The sequence below is a fragment of the Mycobacterium angelicum genome (assembly GCF_002086155.1).
In the GTDB taxonomy this organism is placed as follows: domain Bacteria; phylum Actinomycetota; class Actinomycetes; order Mycobacteriales; family Mycobacteriaceae; genus Mycobacterium; species Mycobacterium angelicum.
In genome coordinates this window covers 1-15348 of the sequence record NZ_MVHE01000037.1, presented here as the reverse complement: position 1 = coordinate 15348, position 15348 = coordinate 1, and the positions used below count along the sequence as shown (strand labels likewise).

The 15348-nt window shown below is 67.1% G+C and carries 13 protein-coding genes; 5 read left to right on the top strand and 8 right to left on the bottom strand.

Translation table 11 applies throughout. The annotated features are described in order from the left end of the window. Positions 1-235: 235 nt before the first annotated feature. Positions 236-3289: an acyl-CoA synthetase gene (locus BST12_RS19175; RefSeq protein WP_139801775.1), complete on the top strand. Its 3054-nt coding sequence runs from the start codon at positions 236-238 to the stop codon at positions 3287-3289. Next, positions 3282-3506 (top strand): Trm112 family protein, encoded by a 225-nt coding sequence (locus tag BST12_RS19170; protein ID WP_083114717.1) that lies wholly within the window; start codon positions 3282-3284, stop codon positions 3504-3506. The genes BST12_RS19175 and BST12_RS19170 overlap by 8 nt, the downstream gene beginning before the upstream one ends. Here BST12_RS19170 and BST12_RS19165 read toward each other — a convergent pair. The 3 genes from BST12_RS19165 to BST12_RS19155 all read right to left on the bottom strand — a co-directional run bounded on the left by BST12_RS19165 (position 3475) and on the right by BST12_RS19155 (position 5781). Beyond that, the gene (locus BST12_RS19165) at positions 3475-4095 is read right to left on the bottom strand and encodes a TetR/AcrR family transcriptional regulator (RefSeq protein WP_083114716.1); all 621 of its coding nucleotides are present in this window, start codon (positions 4093-4095) and stop codon (positions 3475-3477) included. The genes BST12_RS19170 and BST12_RS19165 overlap by 32 nt on opposite strands. Before the next feature lie 169 nt (positions 4096-4264). After that, on the bottom strand, positions 4265-5083 hold the full coding sequence (locus tag BST12_RS19160) for an ABC transporter permease (RefSeq protein ID WP_211281308.1): 819 nt from the start codon (positions 5081-5083) through the stop codon (positions 4265-4267). Then, a complete protein-coding gene (locus BST12_RS19155) occupies positions 5017-5781 on the bottom strand; it encodes an ABC transporter ATP-binding protein (RefSeq protein ID WP_083114714.1) in 765 nt (254 codons plus the stop codon). The genes BST12_RS19160 and BST12_RS19155 overlap by 67 nt, the downstream gene beginning before the upstream one ends. Positions 5782-5836: 55 nt before the next feature. On the opposite strand from BST12_RS19155, the gene BST12_RS19150 reads away from it, so the two are divergent. Further along, the gene (locus BST12_RS19150) at positions 5837-6448 is read left to right on the top strand and encodes a DNA-3-methyladenine glycosylase (protein WP_083114713.1); all 612 of its coding nucleotides are present in this window, start codon (positions 5837-5839) and stop codon (positions 6446-6448) included. An 11-nt stretch (positions 6449-6459) separates the two neighbouring features. Beyond that, complete coding sequence (gene tyrS, locus BST12_RS19145; protein ID WP_083114712.1) at positions 6460-7752, top strand: tyrosine--tRNA ligase; 1293 nt, start codon at positions 6460-6462, stop codon at positions 7750-7752. A 142-nt stretch (positions 7753-7894) separates the two neighbouring features. Here tyrS and BST12_RS32090 read toward each other — a convergent pair whose 3' ends face one another. From BST12_RS32090 to BST12_RS19130, 4 genes are all read right to left on the bottom strand, one after another. Then, positions 7895-8050 carry a hypothetical protein gene (locus tag BST12_RS32090; RefSeq protein ID WP_170062157.1) on the bottom strand — a complete coding sequence of 52 codons (156 nt, stop codon included), beginning with the start codon at positions 8048-8050 and terminating at the stop codon, positions 7895-7897. 212 nt (positions 8051-8262) lie between these two features. Beyond that, positions 8263-9513, bottom strand: a complete 1251-nt coding sequence (locus BST12_RS19140) for a YcaO-like family protein (protein WP_083114711.1) — start codon at positions 9511-9513, stop codon at positions 8263-8265. Between the two features lie 453 nt (positions 9514-9966). After that, the gene (locus BST12_RS19135; protein WP_083114710.1) at positions 9967-11418 is read right to left on the bottom strand and encodes a TfuA-like protein; all 1452 of its coding nucleotides are present in this window, start codon (positions 11416-11418) and stop codon (positions 9967-9969) included. Then, entirely contained in the window at positions 11415-12665 is a 1251-nt protein-coding gene (locus BST12_RS19130; protein ID WP_083114709.1) for a YcaO-like family protein, read from the bottom strand. Before BST12_RS19130 ends, BST12_RS19135 begins: the two co-directional genes overlap by 4 nt. A 732-nt stretch (positions 12666-13397) precedes the next feature. Between BST12_RS19130 and BST12_RS19125 the strand changes: the two genes are divergently transcribed. Continuing rightward, positions 13398-13781: a DUF732 domain-containing protein gene (locus tag BST12_RS19125; protein ID WP_083114736.1), complete on the top strand. Its 384-nt coding sequence runs from the start codon at positions 13398-13400 to the stop codon at positions 13779-13781. A gap of 33 nt (positions 13782-13814) precedes the next feature. On the opposite strand, the gene BST12_RS32890 is transcribed toward BST12_RS19125, so the two are convergent. After that, positions 13815-15348 (bottom strand): PE family protein (locus BST12_RS32890; RefSeq protein ID WP_211281307.1); only part of this gene is annotated, 1534 nt, incomplete at its 5' end.

Genomic DNA, 15348 nt, shown 5'->3' with positions numbered 1-15348 from the left:
GTTGAACCGGGCGGCCAAAGCGGCCGCTGGTGCCCCGCGTCCGCGTCTTACCTGCAGAAATGTTGCTGCTCAACAGGATCTGGACACCGCAGCCGCCGGCCGCGGTAATGCTTTTCCCCGGCAGGCGAATTCGAGGTACCCCAACCTCTCAGACGCCCAACCTGACACGCGGCAAATAGCGGCCCGCGCGGGCAAACTACGAGGCCAAAGCACGCGGCGCGCGCGATGTGCCATGATGTCGAAGCTGGTTAGGGCTGGTCAAGGGCTAGTCAGGGAGCATTCAGGAGTCTTCGTGGATCTCAATTTGTCGATGGTTACACGCCCGGTCGAGCGACTGGTGGCCACCGCCCAGAACGGTTTGGAAGTCCTGCGATTAGGGGGCCTGGAAACCGGCAGCGTCCCGTCGCCGTCTCAGACCGTGGAGAGCGTGCCGATGTACAAGCTGAGACGGTACTTTCCACCCGACAACCGACCGGGGCAGCCGCCGGTCGGCCCGCCGGTGCTGATGGTGCACCCGATGATGATGTCGGCCGACATGTGGGACGTCACCCGCGAGGACGGCGCCGTCGGGATCCTGCACGCCAACGGGCTGGATCCCTGGGTAATCGACTTCGGCTCACCCGACAAGGTCGAGGGCGGCATGCGACGCAACCTGGCCGACCACATCGTCGCGCTCAGTCAGGCCATCGACACGGTCAAGGACACCACCGGCCAGGACGTGCATCTCGTCGGCTACTCGCAGGGCGGGATGTGGTGCTATCAGGTTGCGGCCTACCGGCGCTCCAAGAACCTCGCCAGCATCGTCGCGTTCGGTTCCCCGGTGGACACCCTGGCCGCGCTGCCCATGGGAATCCCGGCCAACCTCGCCCCCAGCATCGCCGATTTCATGGCCGACCACGTGTTCAACCGGTTGAACATTCCAAGTTGGTTGGCGCGCGCCGGTTTTCAGATGATGGATCCGATCAAGACGGCGCAGGCCCGCATCGACTTCGTGCGCCAGTTGCACGATCGCGAGGCCCTACTGCCGCGCGAACAGCAGCGCAGATTCCTGGAACGCGAAGGGTGGATCGCCTGGTCGGGGCCGGCGATCTCGGAGCTGCTCAAGCAGTTCATCGCGCACAACCGCATGATGACCGGTGGTTTCGCCATCAACGGTCAGATGGTGACGCTCACCGATATCACCTGTCCGGTCCTGGCTTTCGTCGGCGAGGTCGACGACATCGGTCAGCCGGCGTCGGTGCGCGGCATCCGGCGGGCTGCGCCCAACGCCGAGGTCTACGAATACCTCATCCGCACAGGGCATTTCGGCCTGGTCGTGGGATCGCGGGCCGCCAAAGAGAGCTGGCCGACCGTCGCGGAATGGGTGCGTTGGGTCTCGGCCGATGGCGACAAGCCGGGGAACATCGCCCTGATGGTCGAGCAGCCGGCCGAACACACCGACAGCGGTGTCGCGTTCAGCTCCCGCATCGCGCACGGTTTCGGCGAGGTGTCCGAGGCGGCGCTGGCGCTGGCCCGCGGCGCCGCAGATGCCGTCGTCACCGCCAACAAATCCATGCGCACCCTGGCCGTCGAGACGGTCCGCACCCTGCCACGCCTGGCCCGGCTGGGACAACTCAACGACCACACCCGCATCTCACTCGGCCGCATCATCGACGAGCAGGCACACGACGCCCCCCAGGGCGAATTCCTGTTGTTCGACGGCCGCGTGCACACCTATGAGGCCGTCAACCGGCGCATCAACAACGTCGTGCGTGGCCTGATCGACGTGGGCGTGCGCCAGGGCGACAAGGTGGGCGTGCTGATGGAAACGCGGCCCAGTGCGCTGGTCGCCATCGCGGCACTGTCGCGGCTGGGAGCCGTTGCGGTGTTGATGCGCAACGACGTCGACCTGTCCGCCCAGGTCCGCCTCGGCGGTGCGACCGAGATCCTGGCCGACCCCACCAACCTGGCCGCGGTCCTGGCCGGGGCACACCAGCTGACCGGACAGGTGCTGGTGCTGGGTGGTGGTGAGTCGCGCGACCTGGACCTGCCCGAGGACGCCGACGTCGTCGACATGGAACAGATCGACCCCGACGCCGTGGAACTGCCCGCCTGGTACCGGCAAAACCCGGGACTGGCCCGCGACCTGGCCTTCATCGCGTTCAGCGCGGTCGGCGGCGAGCTGGTTGCCAAGCAGATCACCAACTACCGGTGGGCGTTGTCGGCGTTCGGCACCGCCTCGACGGCCGCCTTGGACCGCAGAGACACCGTGTACTGCTTGACGCCGCTGCACCACGAGTCCGCGCTGCTGGTCAGCCTGGGTGGTGCGGTAGTTGGCGGTACCCGGATCGCGCTGTCCCGCGGGCTGCGGCCCGACCGGTTCGTCTCCGAGGTTCGCCAGTACGGCGTCACCGTCGTCAGCTACACCTGGGCGATGCTGCGAGACGTGGTCGACGATCCGGCGTTCGCGCTGCACGGCAACCACCCCGTGCGGCTGTTCATCGGCTCGGGCATGCCGACGGGGCTCTGGGAGCGGGTCGTCGACGCGTTCGCCCCGGCGCACGTCGTCGAATTCTTCGCCACCACCGACGGGCAGGCCGTGCTGGCCAACGTGTCGGGCGCCAAGGTCGGCAGCAAGGGCCGTCCGCTGCCCGGCGCCGGACGCGTCGAACTCGGCGCCTACGACGCCGAACACGACCTGATCCTGGAGAACGACCGCGGCTTCGTCCAGGTCGCCGACGTCAACCAGATCGGGGTGCTGCTCGCGCAGTCCCGGGGCCCGATCGACCCCTCGGCATCGGTCAAACGCGGCGTCTTCGCCCCGGCCGACACCTGGATATCCACCGAATACCTGTTCCACCGCGACGAGGACGGTGACTACTGGCTGGCGGGCCGGCGCGGCTCGGAGGTGCGCACCGCGCGCGGAATGGTCTACGCCGAGCCGGTCAACGATGCGCTCGGCCTGATCAATGGCGTCGACCTGGCGGTCACCTACGGCGTCTCGGTCAAGGGCGAGCAGATGGCGGTTTCCGCGCTGACGTTGTGTCCGGGATCCACGATCACCGCCGCCGACCTGACCGAGGCCATTGCCACCATGCCGGTGGGGCTGGGGCCCGACCTGGTGCACGTGGTGCCGCAACTGACGCTGAGCGCCACCTTCCGGCCCACCGTCAGCGCCCTGCGGGCGGCCGGCATCCCCAAGGCGGGCCGCCACGCGTGGTACTTCGACTCGGCCAGCAAGGAGTTCCGGCGGCTGACGCCGGCGGTGCGCACCGAGCTGAGCGGCAAGCCGAAGTCCGCCGATGCTTGACGAGACACTGCTGGGCATCCTGGTGTGCCCGGCCGACCGGGGTCCGCTCTTGCTGGTCGACGACGGTTCCGGCGGTAGAGCCCTCTACAACCCGCGGCTGCGGCGCCTCTACCGCATCGAAGACGGTATCCCGGTGCTGCTGGTCGATGAGGCGCGCGACGTCGACGACGACGAGCACGCACGGCTCACGGCGACAGGCCCGGCAGATCGCCAGTGAGATAGCGCTGCAAGTTCGGTGCGATGGTCTGCGCGATCTGTTCGGCGGGCAGCGATGCGAACGGCTCGATCTTGACGATGTAGCGCGCCATGACCACACCCATCAACTGCGACGCCACGAACTGCGTCCGGATCATGCCCGACCCCGGTGGGTCGTCGACCCGTGAACCCACTTCCACACTGATCACTTCCTGCAGAAACGAGCGCGCCAAACTGACCTCGGAGCCTGAGATCAGCGATCGCAGCGTGGCGATCAGCCCGGCGCCCAGTTCCGAATCCCATAGCGGCAGCAACAGCGACGGCAGTTTGTAGCCGAGTTCCTCCACGGGCGTTTCCCGCATGGGAACGAGCACGTCCATCGGGTCTAACGGAAGGTGGATCGCGGCGGCGAACAATTGCTGCTTGGTGCCGAAGTAGTGGTGTACCAGGGCGGCATCCACACCGGCCTTGGCCGCGACCGCGCGGATCGAGGTGCGATCAATACCGTTGTGCGCGAAGAGTTCTCGAGCGCTAGCCAGGATGCGTTCCCGGGTGTCGGAGTTTCCGGCGGGGCGGCCGGGCCGCCGGCGCCGCGCATTGGCAGTCGTCACTGGGCCCCCCCGTGGCGACCCGCAGCGCGCGGCTGCGCCGCGCTTGCGATCGCCACTTGTGCTTTCCCGTGGCGACCCGCGGCGCGCGGCTGCGCCGCGCTTGCGATCGCCACTGTTGCCTTTGGGTGGCGACCCGCAGCGCGCGGCTGCGCCGCGCTTGCGATCGCCACTAGGCAGTCCGTCGCCGCAACGTCGCAGCAGCCAACCCCAGTGCCGCGATCGCGAACGCCAGCACGATCACTATGTCGCGTACCGCGACATAGGTCAGCTCGGCGTGTGAACCCACTTGCTGCAGGGCTTCTAGCGCATAGCTGGCCGGCATCACGTTGCTGATCCATTCCAGCCAGTCTGGCATCGCCGGCCGCGGCACGATCACCCCGGCCAACAGCAGCTGCGGCACCATCACCAGCGGGATGAACTGCACCGCCTGAAACTCGGTACGGGCAAACGCGCTGAACAACAAGCCCAGGCCCACCCCCAGGATCGCGTTGGCGATCGCTATCACGAACACCCACATCGGACTGCCCGCGGTGGTGAAGCCCAGCAACCAGAACGAAACCAGACAGGCCACACTGGCTTGCGCCGCCGCCGCCACCGAGAACGCGGTCCCGTAGGCCGCCAGCAAATCGAGGCGCCGCAGCGGAGTGGTCAGGATGCGCTCCAGCGTCCCCGAGGCGCGTTCGCGCTGCATCGTGATCGAGGTGATGATGAACATCACGAACAACGGGAAAAGGCCGAGCAGAATCAGGCACGCATTGTTGAACGGCGTCGGTGTGCCCGGGCGGTGCGGAGCGTTCTCAAACATGAAGTACATCAACGTGATAACCAGCACGGGCACCACGAGAATCATCGCGACGCTGCGGTGATCGACGGCCAGCTGGCGCAGAATTCGCGTCGTGGTGGCCGCATACGGCTTGAGTCCTACCCGGCCCGGCGCTCGGTGCTGCGTCGGATGATGGACAGAAACGCCTCCTCGAGTGACGTGCATGACGTGTCCTCTCGTAGTTGAGTCGGGGTGGTGTGGGCGACCAGGTGGCCTTCGCGCATGAGCAGCAGGTCAGCGCAATGGTCGGCTTCGTCCATCACGTGGCTGGACACCAGCAGCGTGGTGCCGCCGCGGGCGAGTTCGGTGAACTGTCGCCACAGATCGACGCGCAGCACCGGATCCAGGCCCACCGTCGGCTCGTCCAGCACCAGCAGGGCGGGGTGGCAGACCAACGCGCAGGCCAGCGACACCCGGGTGCGCTGACCGCCAGACAGGTTGGCGCAGAACGATATTCGTTGATCGGCCAGCCCCACCCGGTCTACGGCGTCATCGGCGGCGTGGCTGTCGAAGCCATACAGCGACGCGATGTAGCGAACATTGTCGATGACCCGCAGATCGCTGTAGATGGTCGGGTCCTGCGGCACGTAGCCGACCCGCCGCCGCAGGACCGCGGAGCCGGCCCGCTGACCCAGCACGGTGACGCTGCCCGAAGCGATGATCTGAGTGCCGACGATGCTGCGCATCAGCGTCGTCTTGCCGCAGCCCGACGGCCCGAGCAGGCCGGTGATGCTGCCGGTGCCGATTTCCACCGACAAGTCGTGTATCGCCGAGTGTTTGCCCCGAATCACCTTCAGGTGCTTGATGCTGACAGCCGCCTCTGAAGACCGGGCCGATAATTCACCGTTCGATGAACTCATCATGCGATGAATATCCGCCCGGTCGGTGGCTCTGTCAAGAGGAGGCAGAATCTGTCCGGTGGGGGCTGAGGAACTGGTGGTGGACCCGGTTGCGGCGGCGTACCGGCTGCTCGGTGCCACTCTCACCGGGCGGGGCGTGCGCGCCGTCGTGGTCGAGGTCGAAGCGTACGGGGGAGTGCCCGACGGGCCCTGGCCGGACGCGGCCGCACACTCCTACCGAGGTCCCAGCGTGCGCAACGCCGTCATGTTCGGGCCGCCGGGCCGGATGTACACCTACCGCAGCCACGGCATCCACGTGTGCGCCAACGTCGCGTGCGGACCAGACGGCACGGCGGCGGCGGTGCTGCTGCGGGCCTGCGCGATCGAGGACGGTTTCGAGGTGGCGCGCTCGCGCCGCGGTGAGTTGGTGCGAACCGCGGCGCTGGCGCGCGGTCCGGGGAATCTGTGCTCGGCGTTGGGAATCACCATGGCCGACAACGGGATTGATTTGTTCGATCGGAACAGTCCGGTAAGGCTGAGGCTGCAGGATCCACTGACGGCGACGTCGGGTCCGCGCGTCGGGGTCAGCCAGGCCGCCGACCGGCCCTGGCGGTTATGGCTTGCGGGACGGCCCGAGGTGTCGGCCTACCGGCGAAGTCCGCGCGCACCGGCCCCGGGCGCCAGCGACTAGAGTCTTGCGCGATGTCCGCGAACTCTTCTGGAATCCTCGACGAGCTGACCTGGCGCGAGCTCATCGCGCAGTCCACCGACCTCGACGCGCTGGCCGCCGAAGCCCAGCGCGGGGCGATGACGGTGTACGCCGGGTTCGACCCCACCGCGGCGAGCCTGCATGCCGGACATCTGGTGCCGCTGCTGGCTTTGCGGCGCTTTCAGCGCGCCGGCCATCGGCCCATCGTGCTCGCCGGCGGGGCCACCGGCATGATCGGCGACCCGCGTGAGGTCGGCGAGCGCAGCCTCAATGCGGCCGACACCGTCGCCGAATGGACCGAGCGCATTCGCGGTCAGCTGGAGCGCTTCGTCGACTTCTCGGATTCTGGGGACTCGCCGACGGGCGCGATCGTCGAGAACAACCTCGAGTGGACGGCCGCCATGTCGGCCATCGAGTTCCTGCGCGATATCGGTAAGCACTTCTCGGTCAACGTGATGCTGGATCGCGACACCATCCGGCGGCGCCTCGACGGCGACGGGATCTCCTACACAGAATTCAGCTACATGCTGTTGCAGGCCAACGACTACGTCGAACTGCACCGACGGCACGGCTGCGTACTGCAGATCGGCGGCTCCGATCAGTGGGGCAACATCATCGCCGGGGTTCGCCTGGTGCGCCAAAAGCTCGGTGCCGCAGTGCATGCGCTGACCGTCCCATTGGTTACGGCCGCCGATGGCACCAAGTTCGGCAAGTCCACCGGCGGCGGCAGCCTGTGGCTGGACCCACAGATGACCAGTCCCTACGCCTGGTACCAATACTTCGTCAACACCGCCGATGCCGACGTGATCCGCTACCTGCGGTGGTTCACCTTCCTGTCGGCCGAGGAACTCACCGAGCTGGAACAGGCCACCGCAGAGCGGCCGCAGCAACGCGCCGCACAGCGGCGGCTGGCGGCCGAGCTCACCGTGTTGGTGCACGGCGAGGCGGCCACCGAAGCCGTCGAGCACGCCAGTCGGGCGCTCTTCGGGCGCGGCGAGCTGGACCGCCTTGATGAGGCGACGCTGTCCGCGGCATTGCGTGAGACGGCGGTTGCCGAACTCAAACCCGGTGAGCCGGAAGGGATTGTGGATCTGCTGGTGGCCACCGGGCTGTCGGCCGGCCGGGGGGCGGCGCGGCGCACAATTGCCGAGGGTGGGGTATCGGTCAACAACACTCGCGTCGACAACGAAGAATGGACGCCCCAGCCGTCGGACTTCCTGCACGGCCGCTGGCTGGTGTTGCGCCGCGGCAAGCGGAATGTTGCCGGGGTGCAGCGGGTCGGATAGCTCGTCACGCGGCCGCGACGGCCGCAGTATCCGCAGACGAAATACGTTGTCGCAGTCGATATTTCACGCTGGACCAGCAGGGGTCTCGTGGAACGGGCAATCGAGACCCCCGCTGGGATCGTGGTCCAGCGCGCCGGTGCGCTCACTCAGTCATGCTGTCGGCTGACAGCGTGTAGAAGCCAAAGGCGGTTTCCTGCTCGGAGAACAACAGTTCGTGGGCCATCTGATCACCTCCTTCCGGGTCAGTCAGATCCGGCGCAGGATTGGGCCTGAGCCGGTAGTGGGTAGTACGGGGCAAGCAATGATTCTGAGCCAATTTGGTAGTCAAGTGACTACCAATTGGAAACCTAACACACGTAAACACGGGTCGGAAAGGGCCGCGTCGGTGTGTTTAGTGCCACAGTCGAGTTGGAGGCTTTGGCCTCAGCATCTCGAAAACGGTTGCGGTGCTGTGCGTATCGGCCTAATCAGCGGGCCATATTCGGGACCTGCGACCCGTTCCGGGCTGGGCTAGGCCGGCTGATCCAGCGGAACGCGAGTCGGCGATACCGGCGAGGACAGCAGACCCGGTGCGATGACTTTCACGACCGGAATGCAGGCACCGGCGAAGTCGCACACCACGGCGAGCGGTTCGGTACTGGCTTGAGTCGCCACGGCCGTCGCGGCCGAGGCCACCAAGTCTTTGAGCGAGTCGTTGGCTTCCACGTTCCACACGGTGGGCTCCGCAATGGGAAGTTGCGTTGTCGACCGCTGTAACGCGGCGAAGCCGTGCAGCCTGCCCATTCGTTGATAAAGCAGACTCGGGAGGTCTTCGCGGGCCCCGCTGATCGCGGTCAGGCGCGACTGTGCGGCTTCGGTGATCGCGCGCGACAGTGCCACGTTGGGGTCGTGGTGTAAGCCGTTGCCGCTGAACGGGATTTCGATGGTAGGAGAGCTCAGGGTCGCAGAGAAGCAGTAGAAGCCGTCCCAGGCGTCAATCCGGACGACGCGCAGTCGGCTGCCGGCCCGGTGGATCATGTCGACCAGCTCGGCGCAGCCGGAGCCGGCGGCGTCGTCGAGCGGCACCTCGAACAGAGTCGTTCCCGGTTCGGCGACGGCCATGGCATGGCGCTCCATGATTTCGTACAGGGCGTGCAGGGCCGCCTCGTAATAGCTGTTGCCCGAAGCCAACCCCGTTGTGTCCATGGCAAACAGCGGTGGGCCCCACGCGTCGCGCACCGAAACATTGACCAGTACCACCTCCCACGGCACCCAGGTCCGACGGCCGGTGAGCAATGTCGTCGCCAACGTCCAGTGCAGCTTGGTGGTGGGGTGGTAGACGCTCGCGGCCGGACGGCGCAGCTGTTGTGGATCGTAGGTCAGCGCGGGCGCGAGATCGATTGTGGCCGTTGCCATCAAATCGGGCATAACGCTTTCGACGTGCCAGTTTTCCAGCGACTCCATTACCGCGGAGACTTGTGCCGCCCGGTAGGTGATTGCCTTGCCCTGGCTCACCGACAACGTCAGCGAAGCCGGGCGCACCGCCTGTACCGTCGGAATTCCGATGTCGTCCAACCAGGTAAGGTCGGCGACCCGGGTGATACCGGCAGGTTCTAGCAAAGGCAGTACCGCAGACCACGTCTGGTCCGGAGAGATGACACGGTAGGTTCCTTCGCGGTGGCTGATCGTGGTCGGATCCCCGCCGGCCAGTGAGCGCTCGGGCCAGTGCGACCAATCGGGGCCGGGCAACACATTCCCGCGGGGGCCGCAACGTTCCAGCATGAGTTTTGAGTTCCTTGGTTGCGGGACTTGACGATTGGCGAGAACAGGGAGCCGGCGGGGATCTTCACCGAGGTGGATGTGCGCGTCTCGGGGCTACTCGACGAAGCCGTCTGAGCAGTACACCACGGGGACGACGCAGAGCCCGTAGGTTGTCTCGTGCTCGGTGAACAAGAGTTCGTGTGACATGTGTGATCACCTCCTTCCCCTGCCTGTCGGAGCGCACGGTTCATCATTCGCCGCCGCCAGAGGGGCGGCTGTCCCACTAATAGCGGACCTGAGGATGAATTCTCACCTCCCCCAATCGGTGGACACCCGACGGCAGTGGCGATTCGAGATCGATTGTGAGCAGGGAGTTTTCAGTGTGCACCTAGGGCGGGACGCGGCCCGTTGTCGCGCCCTGGATGCACACGCGGAGCCTGGACGCCGAGCGGGCTCAGCCGGTCCAGCCGGGGCCTAACTGGGTGCGCCCAGCACGCCTACGGAGAGCGACGGCAGCTTGTCGTCGGCGGCGGCTACGGCGAACAGCGAAGCCGCGTTGTAGAAGGAGTCTTCGGACATCAGGCCGCGCCGGGCCAGTTCGATGCGGTCCACCGGGGTTTCCCAGCGTTTGCTGAAGAGGATCTTGAGCTGCGCCGGGTCGGGCCGGCGCAGGTTCAAATGTGGCTTCTGACGGGCTAATTCGTCGCGCGCCGCCAAAGCGCGCGCCGCCAGCGCCCGCCATTCGGGCAGCCGCGGGTCCTCGCGCAACAGCTCGAGGAAGTGCTGGATGGCCGGTAGCGATCGGGCGAAGAACAGTGTGCGGGTGGTGAGCAGCGCCGAGACCGCAATCGGGTCGTCGCCCAGAGTTTCCTTCTCCTCGGCGGTGAGCCAGTGCGAACTGACCGACTCGGGAAAGCCGGACTCATCGATGAAGCCGGAGTCCAGTGCGTATCGGTGCGCGATCAACTCCAGTGCACGCTCGTAGCTGTCGGCCGCGACCTCGCTGACGGCACGAGAAGCGCGCTCGCGAACGCTGCCGCCTTCGCCGGGGTGCGTCAGGTTCCAGTACCAGGCAGCGACCTGCTCGAGGGCGGGCAGGTAAGCCCACCGATCGTCTGCGCAAATGCTCAGCAGTGCAAGCACATCGACGTCGAGGATATCCACCACCGACTCGCCGCCGTCGTCGCCGGCCACCGCGACGGGTGTCGGCGGTGCCCACCGCTGCCGCCAGCGCTGCGACCACACGGTCGGCGGTGGGGTGGGCCGAACTGCGATGTCTCGTTGACCCCGCACGATCTCGTTGAGCGCCAGCAGGGCGTCGGCATGCTTGATGTCGACTCGCAGCGACTTCAATTGCTTTGCGACGCTTTTGCCTTCCGGTACGCCGACGGCGTCGAGCAGCCGATCCCAGGTGCGCATCGTAAAGGTGGTGCCGCGGGCGGTTTCGATGAGCCGATCCGCCAAAGCGGCAGACAACACACCGGTTTCAACCGCGCGGGCCGCCGTCTGGCGTATGTTGACCAGCGCATCGACGAATACCGGGTACCCGTCTTCAGGATCACCATGCACCATGCCGACCTCGTCGTCGGCCTCCAGAACTCCGTCTCGGTACCCCTCGAAGACCCAGCCGTAGCCCTCCATGCCGAACGGATGCAGCTCCGCGGCCCGCAATGCCCCCATGCTCGATGAACCGACCACTCGGATGCCGTCGTCCAGCAGAGTCAGCAGCTCCTTATGGCGAACCGAGGCGTGCTGGAAGAAAAGCCCGTCGACAATGAGCAGCGTGTCGCCGCGCCGCAGTCCATAGCCGAAGGCGTCACCGAATGAAATCGGTGGCACCACTTCGGCGTTGGGCAGCACCGCGTGAATATCTCCGGCACCGATCGTCGGTCCTGCCGTGACGACAACGCGCGCGCCGGCGGTCATGCGTGCTCCTGCAACGGGGTGCGCATCGGTGAAATGATCGACGCGGACAGACAGGGGGCGATGACTTTCACCACCGGAACGTTTGCCTGCGGGAAGTCGCACACCACCGCGATCGGTTCGGTCCCTGCCCGGGCGGTCACCGCGGTCGCCGCCGCGGCAGTGAGGTCGGGCAGCGAGTCGCTGTAGTCGGTGTGCCACGGTGTTCGGTCGGCGACGGGCATCTCCTGCATGGATCGGCGGGCGGGGCCGTAGGTGTGGACCCGGGCGAATCGTTGATAGATGGCCGAGGGCAGGTCTTCCCGCGCGCCGCTGATCGCGGTCAGGCGAGACTGTGCGGCTTCGGTAATCGCCCGGGACAGAGCCACATTGGGGTCATGATGCAGGCCGCTGCCGCTGAACGGGATCTGCGTCATCGGCGAGGTGAGTTCCGCGGCAAAACAATAGAAGCCGTCCCAGGCATCGATGCGGGCGATTTGCAGTTCGCTTCCGGCCTGATACACCATATCGGCCAGCTCGCCGCAGTCGGAGCGGCGCACATCGTCGAGGGGTACTGCGAATAGGTTCGATTCGGGGTTGGCGCTGGCCATGGCGTGGCGTTCCATGATCTCGTACAGCGCATGCAGGGCCGCTTCGTGATAGCTGTTCCCCGAGGCCAATCCGGTCGTGTCCATGCCGAACATCGGCGGCCCCCAATGGTCGGCGACCGAAATGTTGACCACCACGGCAAGCCAGGGCACCCACGTTTGGCGTCCGGTCAGCAACGTTGTCGCGATCATCCAGTCCAGCTTGGCGCCGGGGTGGTAGAAGCTTCCGGTCGGACGACTGAGATCGGCCGGGTCGTAGGTGAGTGCCGAGCTGAGATCGGTTGTCGCCGTGGACCATAAGTCGGGAGTGATGTTCTCGACGTGCCAGTTTTCCAGCGATTCCATGACGGCCGATACCTGGGCGGCGCGATAGGTCGTGGCTTTACCCTGACTCACCGACAATGTCAGCGAGGCCGGCCGCACCGCCTGCACGGTCGGGATGCCGAGATCGTCGAGCCAGGTCAGATCGGCGACCCGGGTAATGCCGGCCGGCTCCAGCAGCGGCTGCACGGCCAGCCAGGTCTGTTCGGGGGAGATGATGCGGTGAGTGCCTGCGTGGTGCCCGATTGTCAGCGGGTCGGCATGGCCCAAAACACGTGCGGGCCAATGCGACCAATCTGGACCCACCAGTTGTGTGGTGCCGGGGCCGGCGACGTCGGACATGGGCTTCACGCTACTTAGTCGGAGCCCGGACGGGGAAACCATTACACAAAAGAATTCCAGCGGGATCTCATCGGGAAGGGGGGGAGGGGGGACACCGATGAGACCCCGCTGGAAAGGTTCGGCGAGGATCCCGTTAAGGGGGGGATTGGGAGGTCTGAGACCCCCGCCGAGGTTTTGTTGAGGGCGGTTGTCTCACTCGTGGGCCGGGTCACTCGGTGGAGTACCTGAATGCCCTTGGAATTCGGCGGGGGTCCCAGACTTGGGGGGGAGGTGGTGGGACCCCCGCCGATGCCTACGGGTGAGGGGGCACGTCACTCGGTGGCATCACCGGCGCGGAACGCCGGGGCCGCGAATGGGGCCTCGCTCTCACAGAACAGGAGATCGTGGGACAACTGTCACCTCACTTCCTTTTGGACCGGGTGAGCGGATCCGGGTCTTGCCGTTCTCCGCTTCGAGACCAATTCTTAGGCGGATCGCGACTGCGCTGTATCCCACAACCAGCTTTTGACAGGAGGAAAACGCTGTCCCCCAGTCGGTCTGGACCCCGTGTCCGCCAATCGGGGGACACGGCAGGCGCCGCGATAGTCCAGGCTGCGCGGTTGCTCTGATCGAGAAACGCGTTAGAGCGCAAATCTTTACCGCACTGTGTTGTCGACGTGACTCTCGTTGACCACTGTTGTCCACGGTGAATTTGTGGCCTGAGTGCAACAGCGGACAGATGAGAAACGAGCGATGACGGCACAGGCAGACGGTGAGACACGGAACCGGCAAGCGGGCCGGCAGGCGGGCGCCCTGCTGACGCTGATCGCCGGTGTGTTCGGTCTCTCGGCGACGATGGCGGCCCCCATACACGCCGACATGATGGGTAACGCCTTCCTGAACGCGTTGAACAACGCCGGAATCTCCTACAGCCAGCCGGCGAGCACGATGGCGCTGGGACGTTCGGTCTGTCCGATGGTGGTTCAGCAGGGTTGGACGTTCGAGTCCATCACCGCCAAGATGTCGGAAAACAGCGGCATGTCGCGCGATGTCGCGGCGGCGTTCACCATCGTCGCGATCGCCACGTATTGTCCGGCGGTGATATCTCCACTGATGCCAAACCGGTTGCAGGCCTAGGCCTCTGGCTGCCCTCAATTCGGGGAGACACGGCTAACCATTGAGTCCTTGCGCGCCGTCCCCGCCGTTGGTGCCATTTCTGCCGCCCGTTCCGAGGAGGCCGGCGCCGCCTGCACCACCGGCGCCATAGCCGCCGCCGCTACCACTCGCGCCTCCGGTCCCGCCGCCGGCCGTACCGCCCGCGTTGCCCGTACTTCCGAGGATTCCGCCCTGTCCGCCGGCTCCTCCGTTGGGTCCGCTATGCCCGCCGTTACCGCCATTGCCACCGGCCCCGCCGTTGCCGCCGGTACCGCCATCACCGCCCAAGTCAACGCCCCCGGTGGCATCGCCGCCGTTGCCGCCCGCACCTCCGGCACCCCCGGCAGCGCCGGGCCCGCCGGCGCCGCCCGCTCCGGCGTCGCCGCCGTCACCGCCGATTCCGATGAATTTCGCGCCGTTGCCACCGTTGCCACCCACGCCGCCGTTGCCGCCATTGCCGCTATTACCCCCCGCACCGCCCTGACCGCCGTCGCCCCCGGAGTCGCGGTTGCCGCCGTCGGGGAAGCCCTGGGCGGACAGGCCGCCGTGCGCATTGCCGGCCGCGCCGCCGGAACCGCCGGGTCCGCCCGAGGCGCCGGCCCCCCCGGCTCCGCCCGTTCCACCGGTGCCGCCGTGACCGCCGGTGCCGAAGATCTGTCCGGCATTGCCGCCATTGCCGCCGGCACCGCCATTTCCGCCGTCACCGGCCGCGGCCCCGGTGGCACCGTTTCCGCCATGTCCGCCATTGCCCGAGTAGGCAAAGCCGAAGTCAGGGGCGTTGGCCGAGCCGCCGCCGCCGCCATTGCCGCCGGCACCGCCGCTGGCCACCGCGTTGCCGCCGTTGCCGCCGTTGCCGCCATAGGCTTCGGCGCTCGTGTCAGTCCCCTCTGCATAACCGCCCGCACCGCCGTTGCCGCCGTTGGCGCCACTGGCGCCATTGCCGCCGTTTCCGCCGTGGGGACCGTTCTGGGCCGAGTACACGCTTCCGCCCGCTCCGCCGGCGCCGCCGTTGATGTTGGTTCCGCCGGCGACCCCTGAGGTGCCGTCGCCGCCGCTGTAGGGCGGCTGCGTGACGCCGTTTCCCGGGCCGCCGTAGGAATTGCCGTTGGCACCGGACGCGTTTGTGGCGGTCACGGTCGGGTTGACGCCGTTTGCCCCGGCCCAGCCGGTGCCGCCTTGGCCACCGTTGCCGCCGTTGCCCAACAGGTAGGAGTTGCCGCCGTTGCCGCCTTGGCCCGGGTCAATGCTGTTGATTCCTTGCGCAGGATTGCCGAGTTGGCCGGTTCCGCCCTGGCCGCCGTCGCCGCCGTTGCCGAACAGTTGCCCGCCGTTTCCGCCGGTGCCGCCGGCCATGCCGGGCCCGCCGACGCCCCCGGTGCCGCCGTTGCCGATGAGTCCGGCCGCTCCGCCGTTGCCGCCCGTCCCGCCGGTGCCGTACCCGCCCAGGCCGCTGCCGCCGGCCCCGCCGGCGCCGCCGACGCCGATGAGTCCGGCCGCTCCGCCGTTGCCGCCGGCCTGGCCGGGTGCGCCGGCTGCGCCGGCCCCGCCG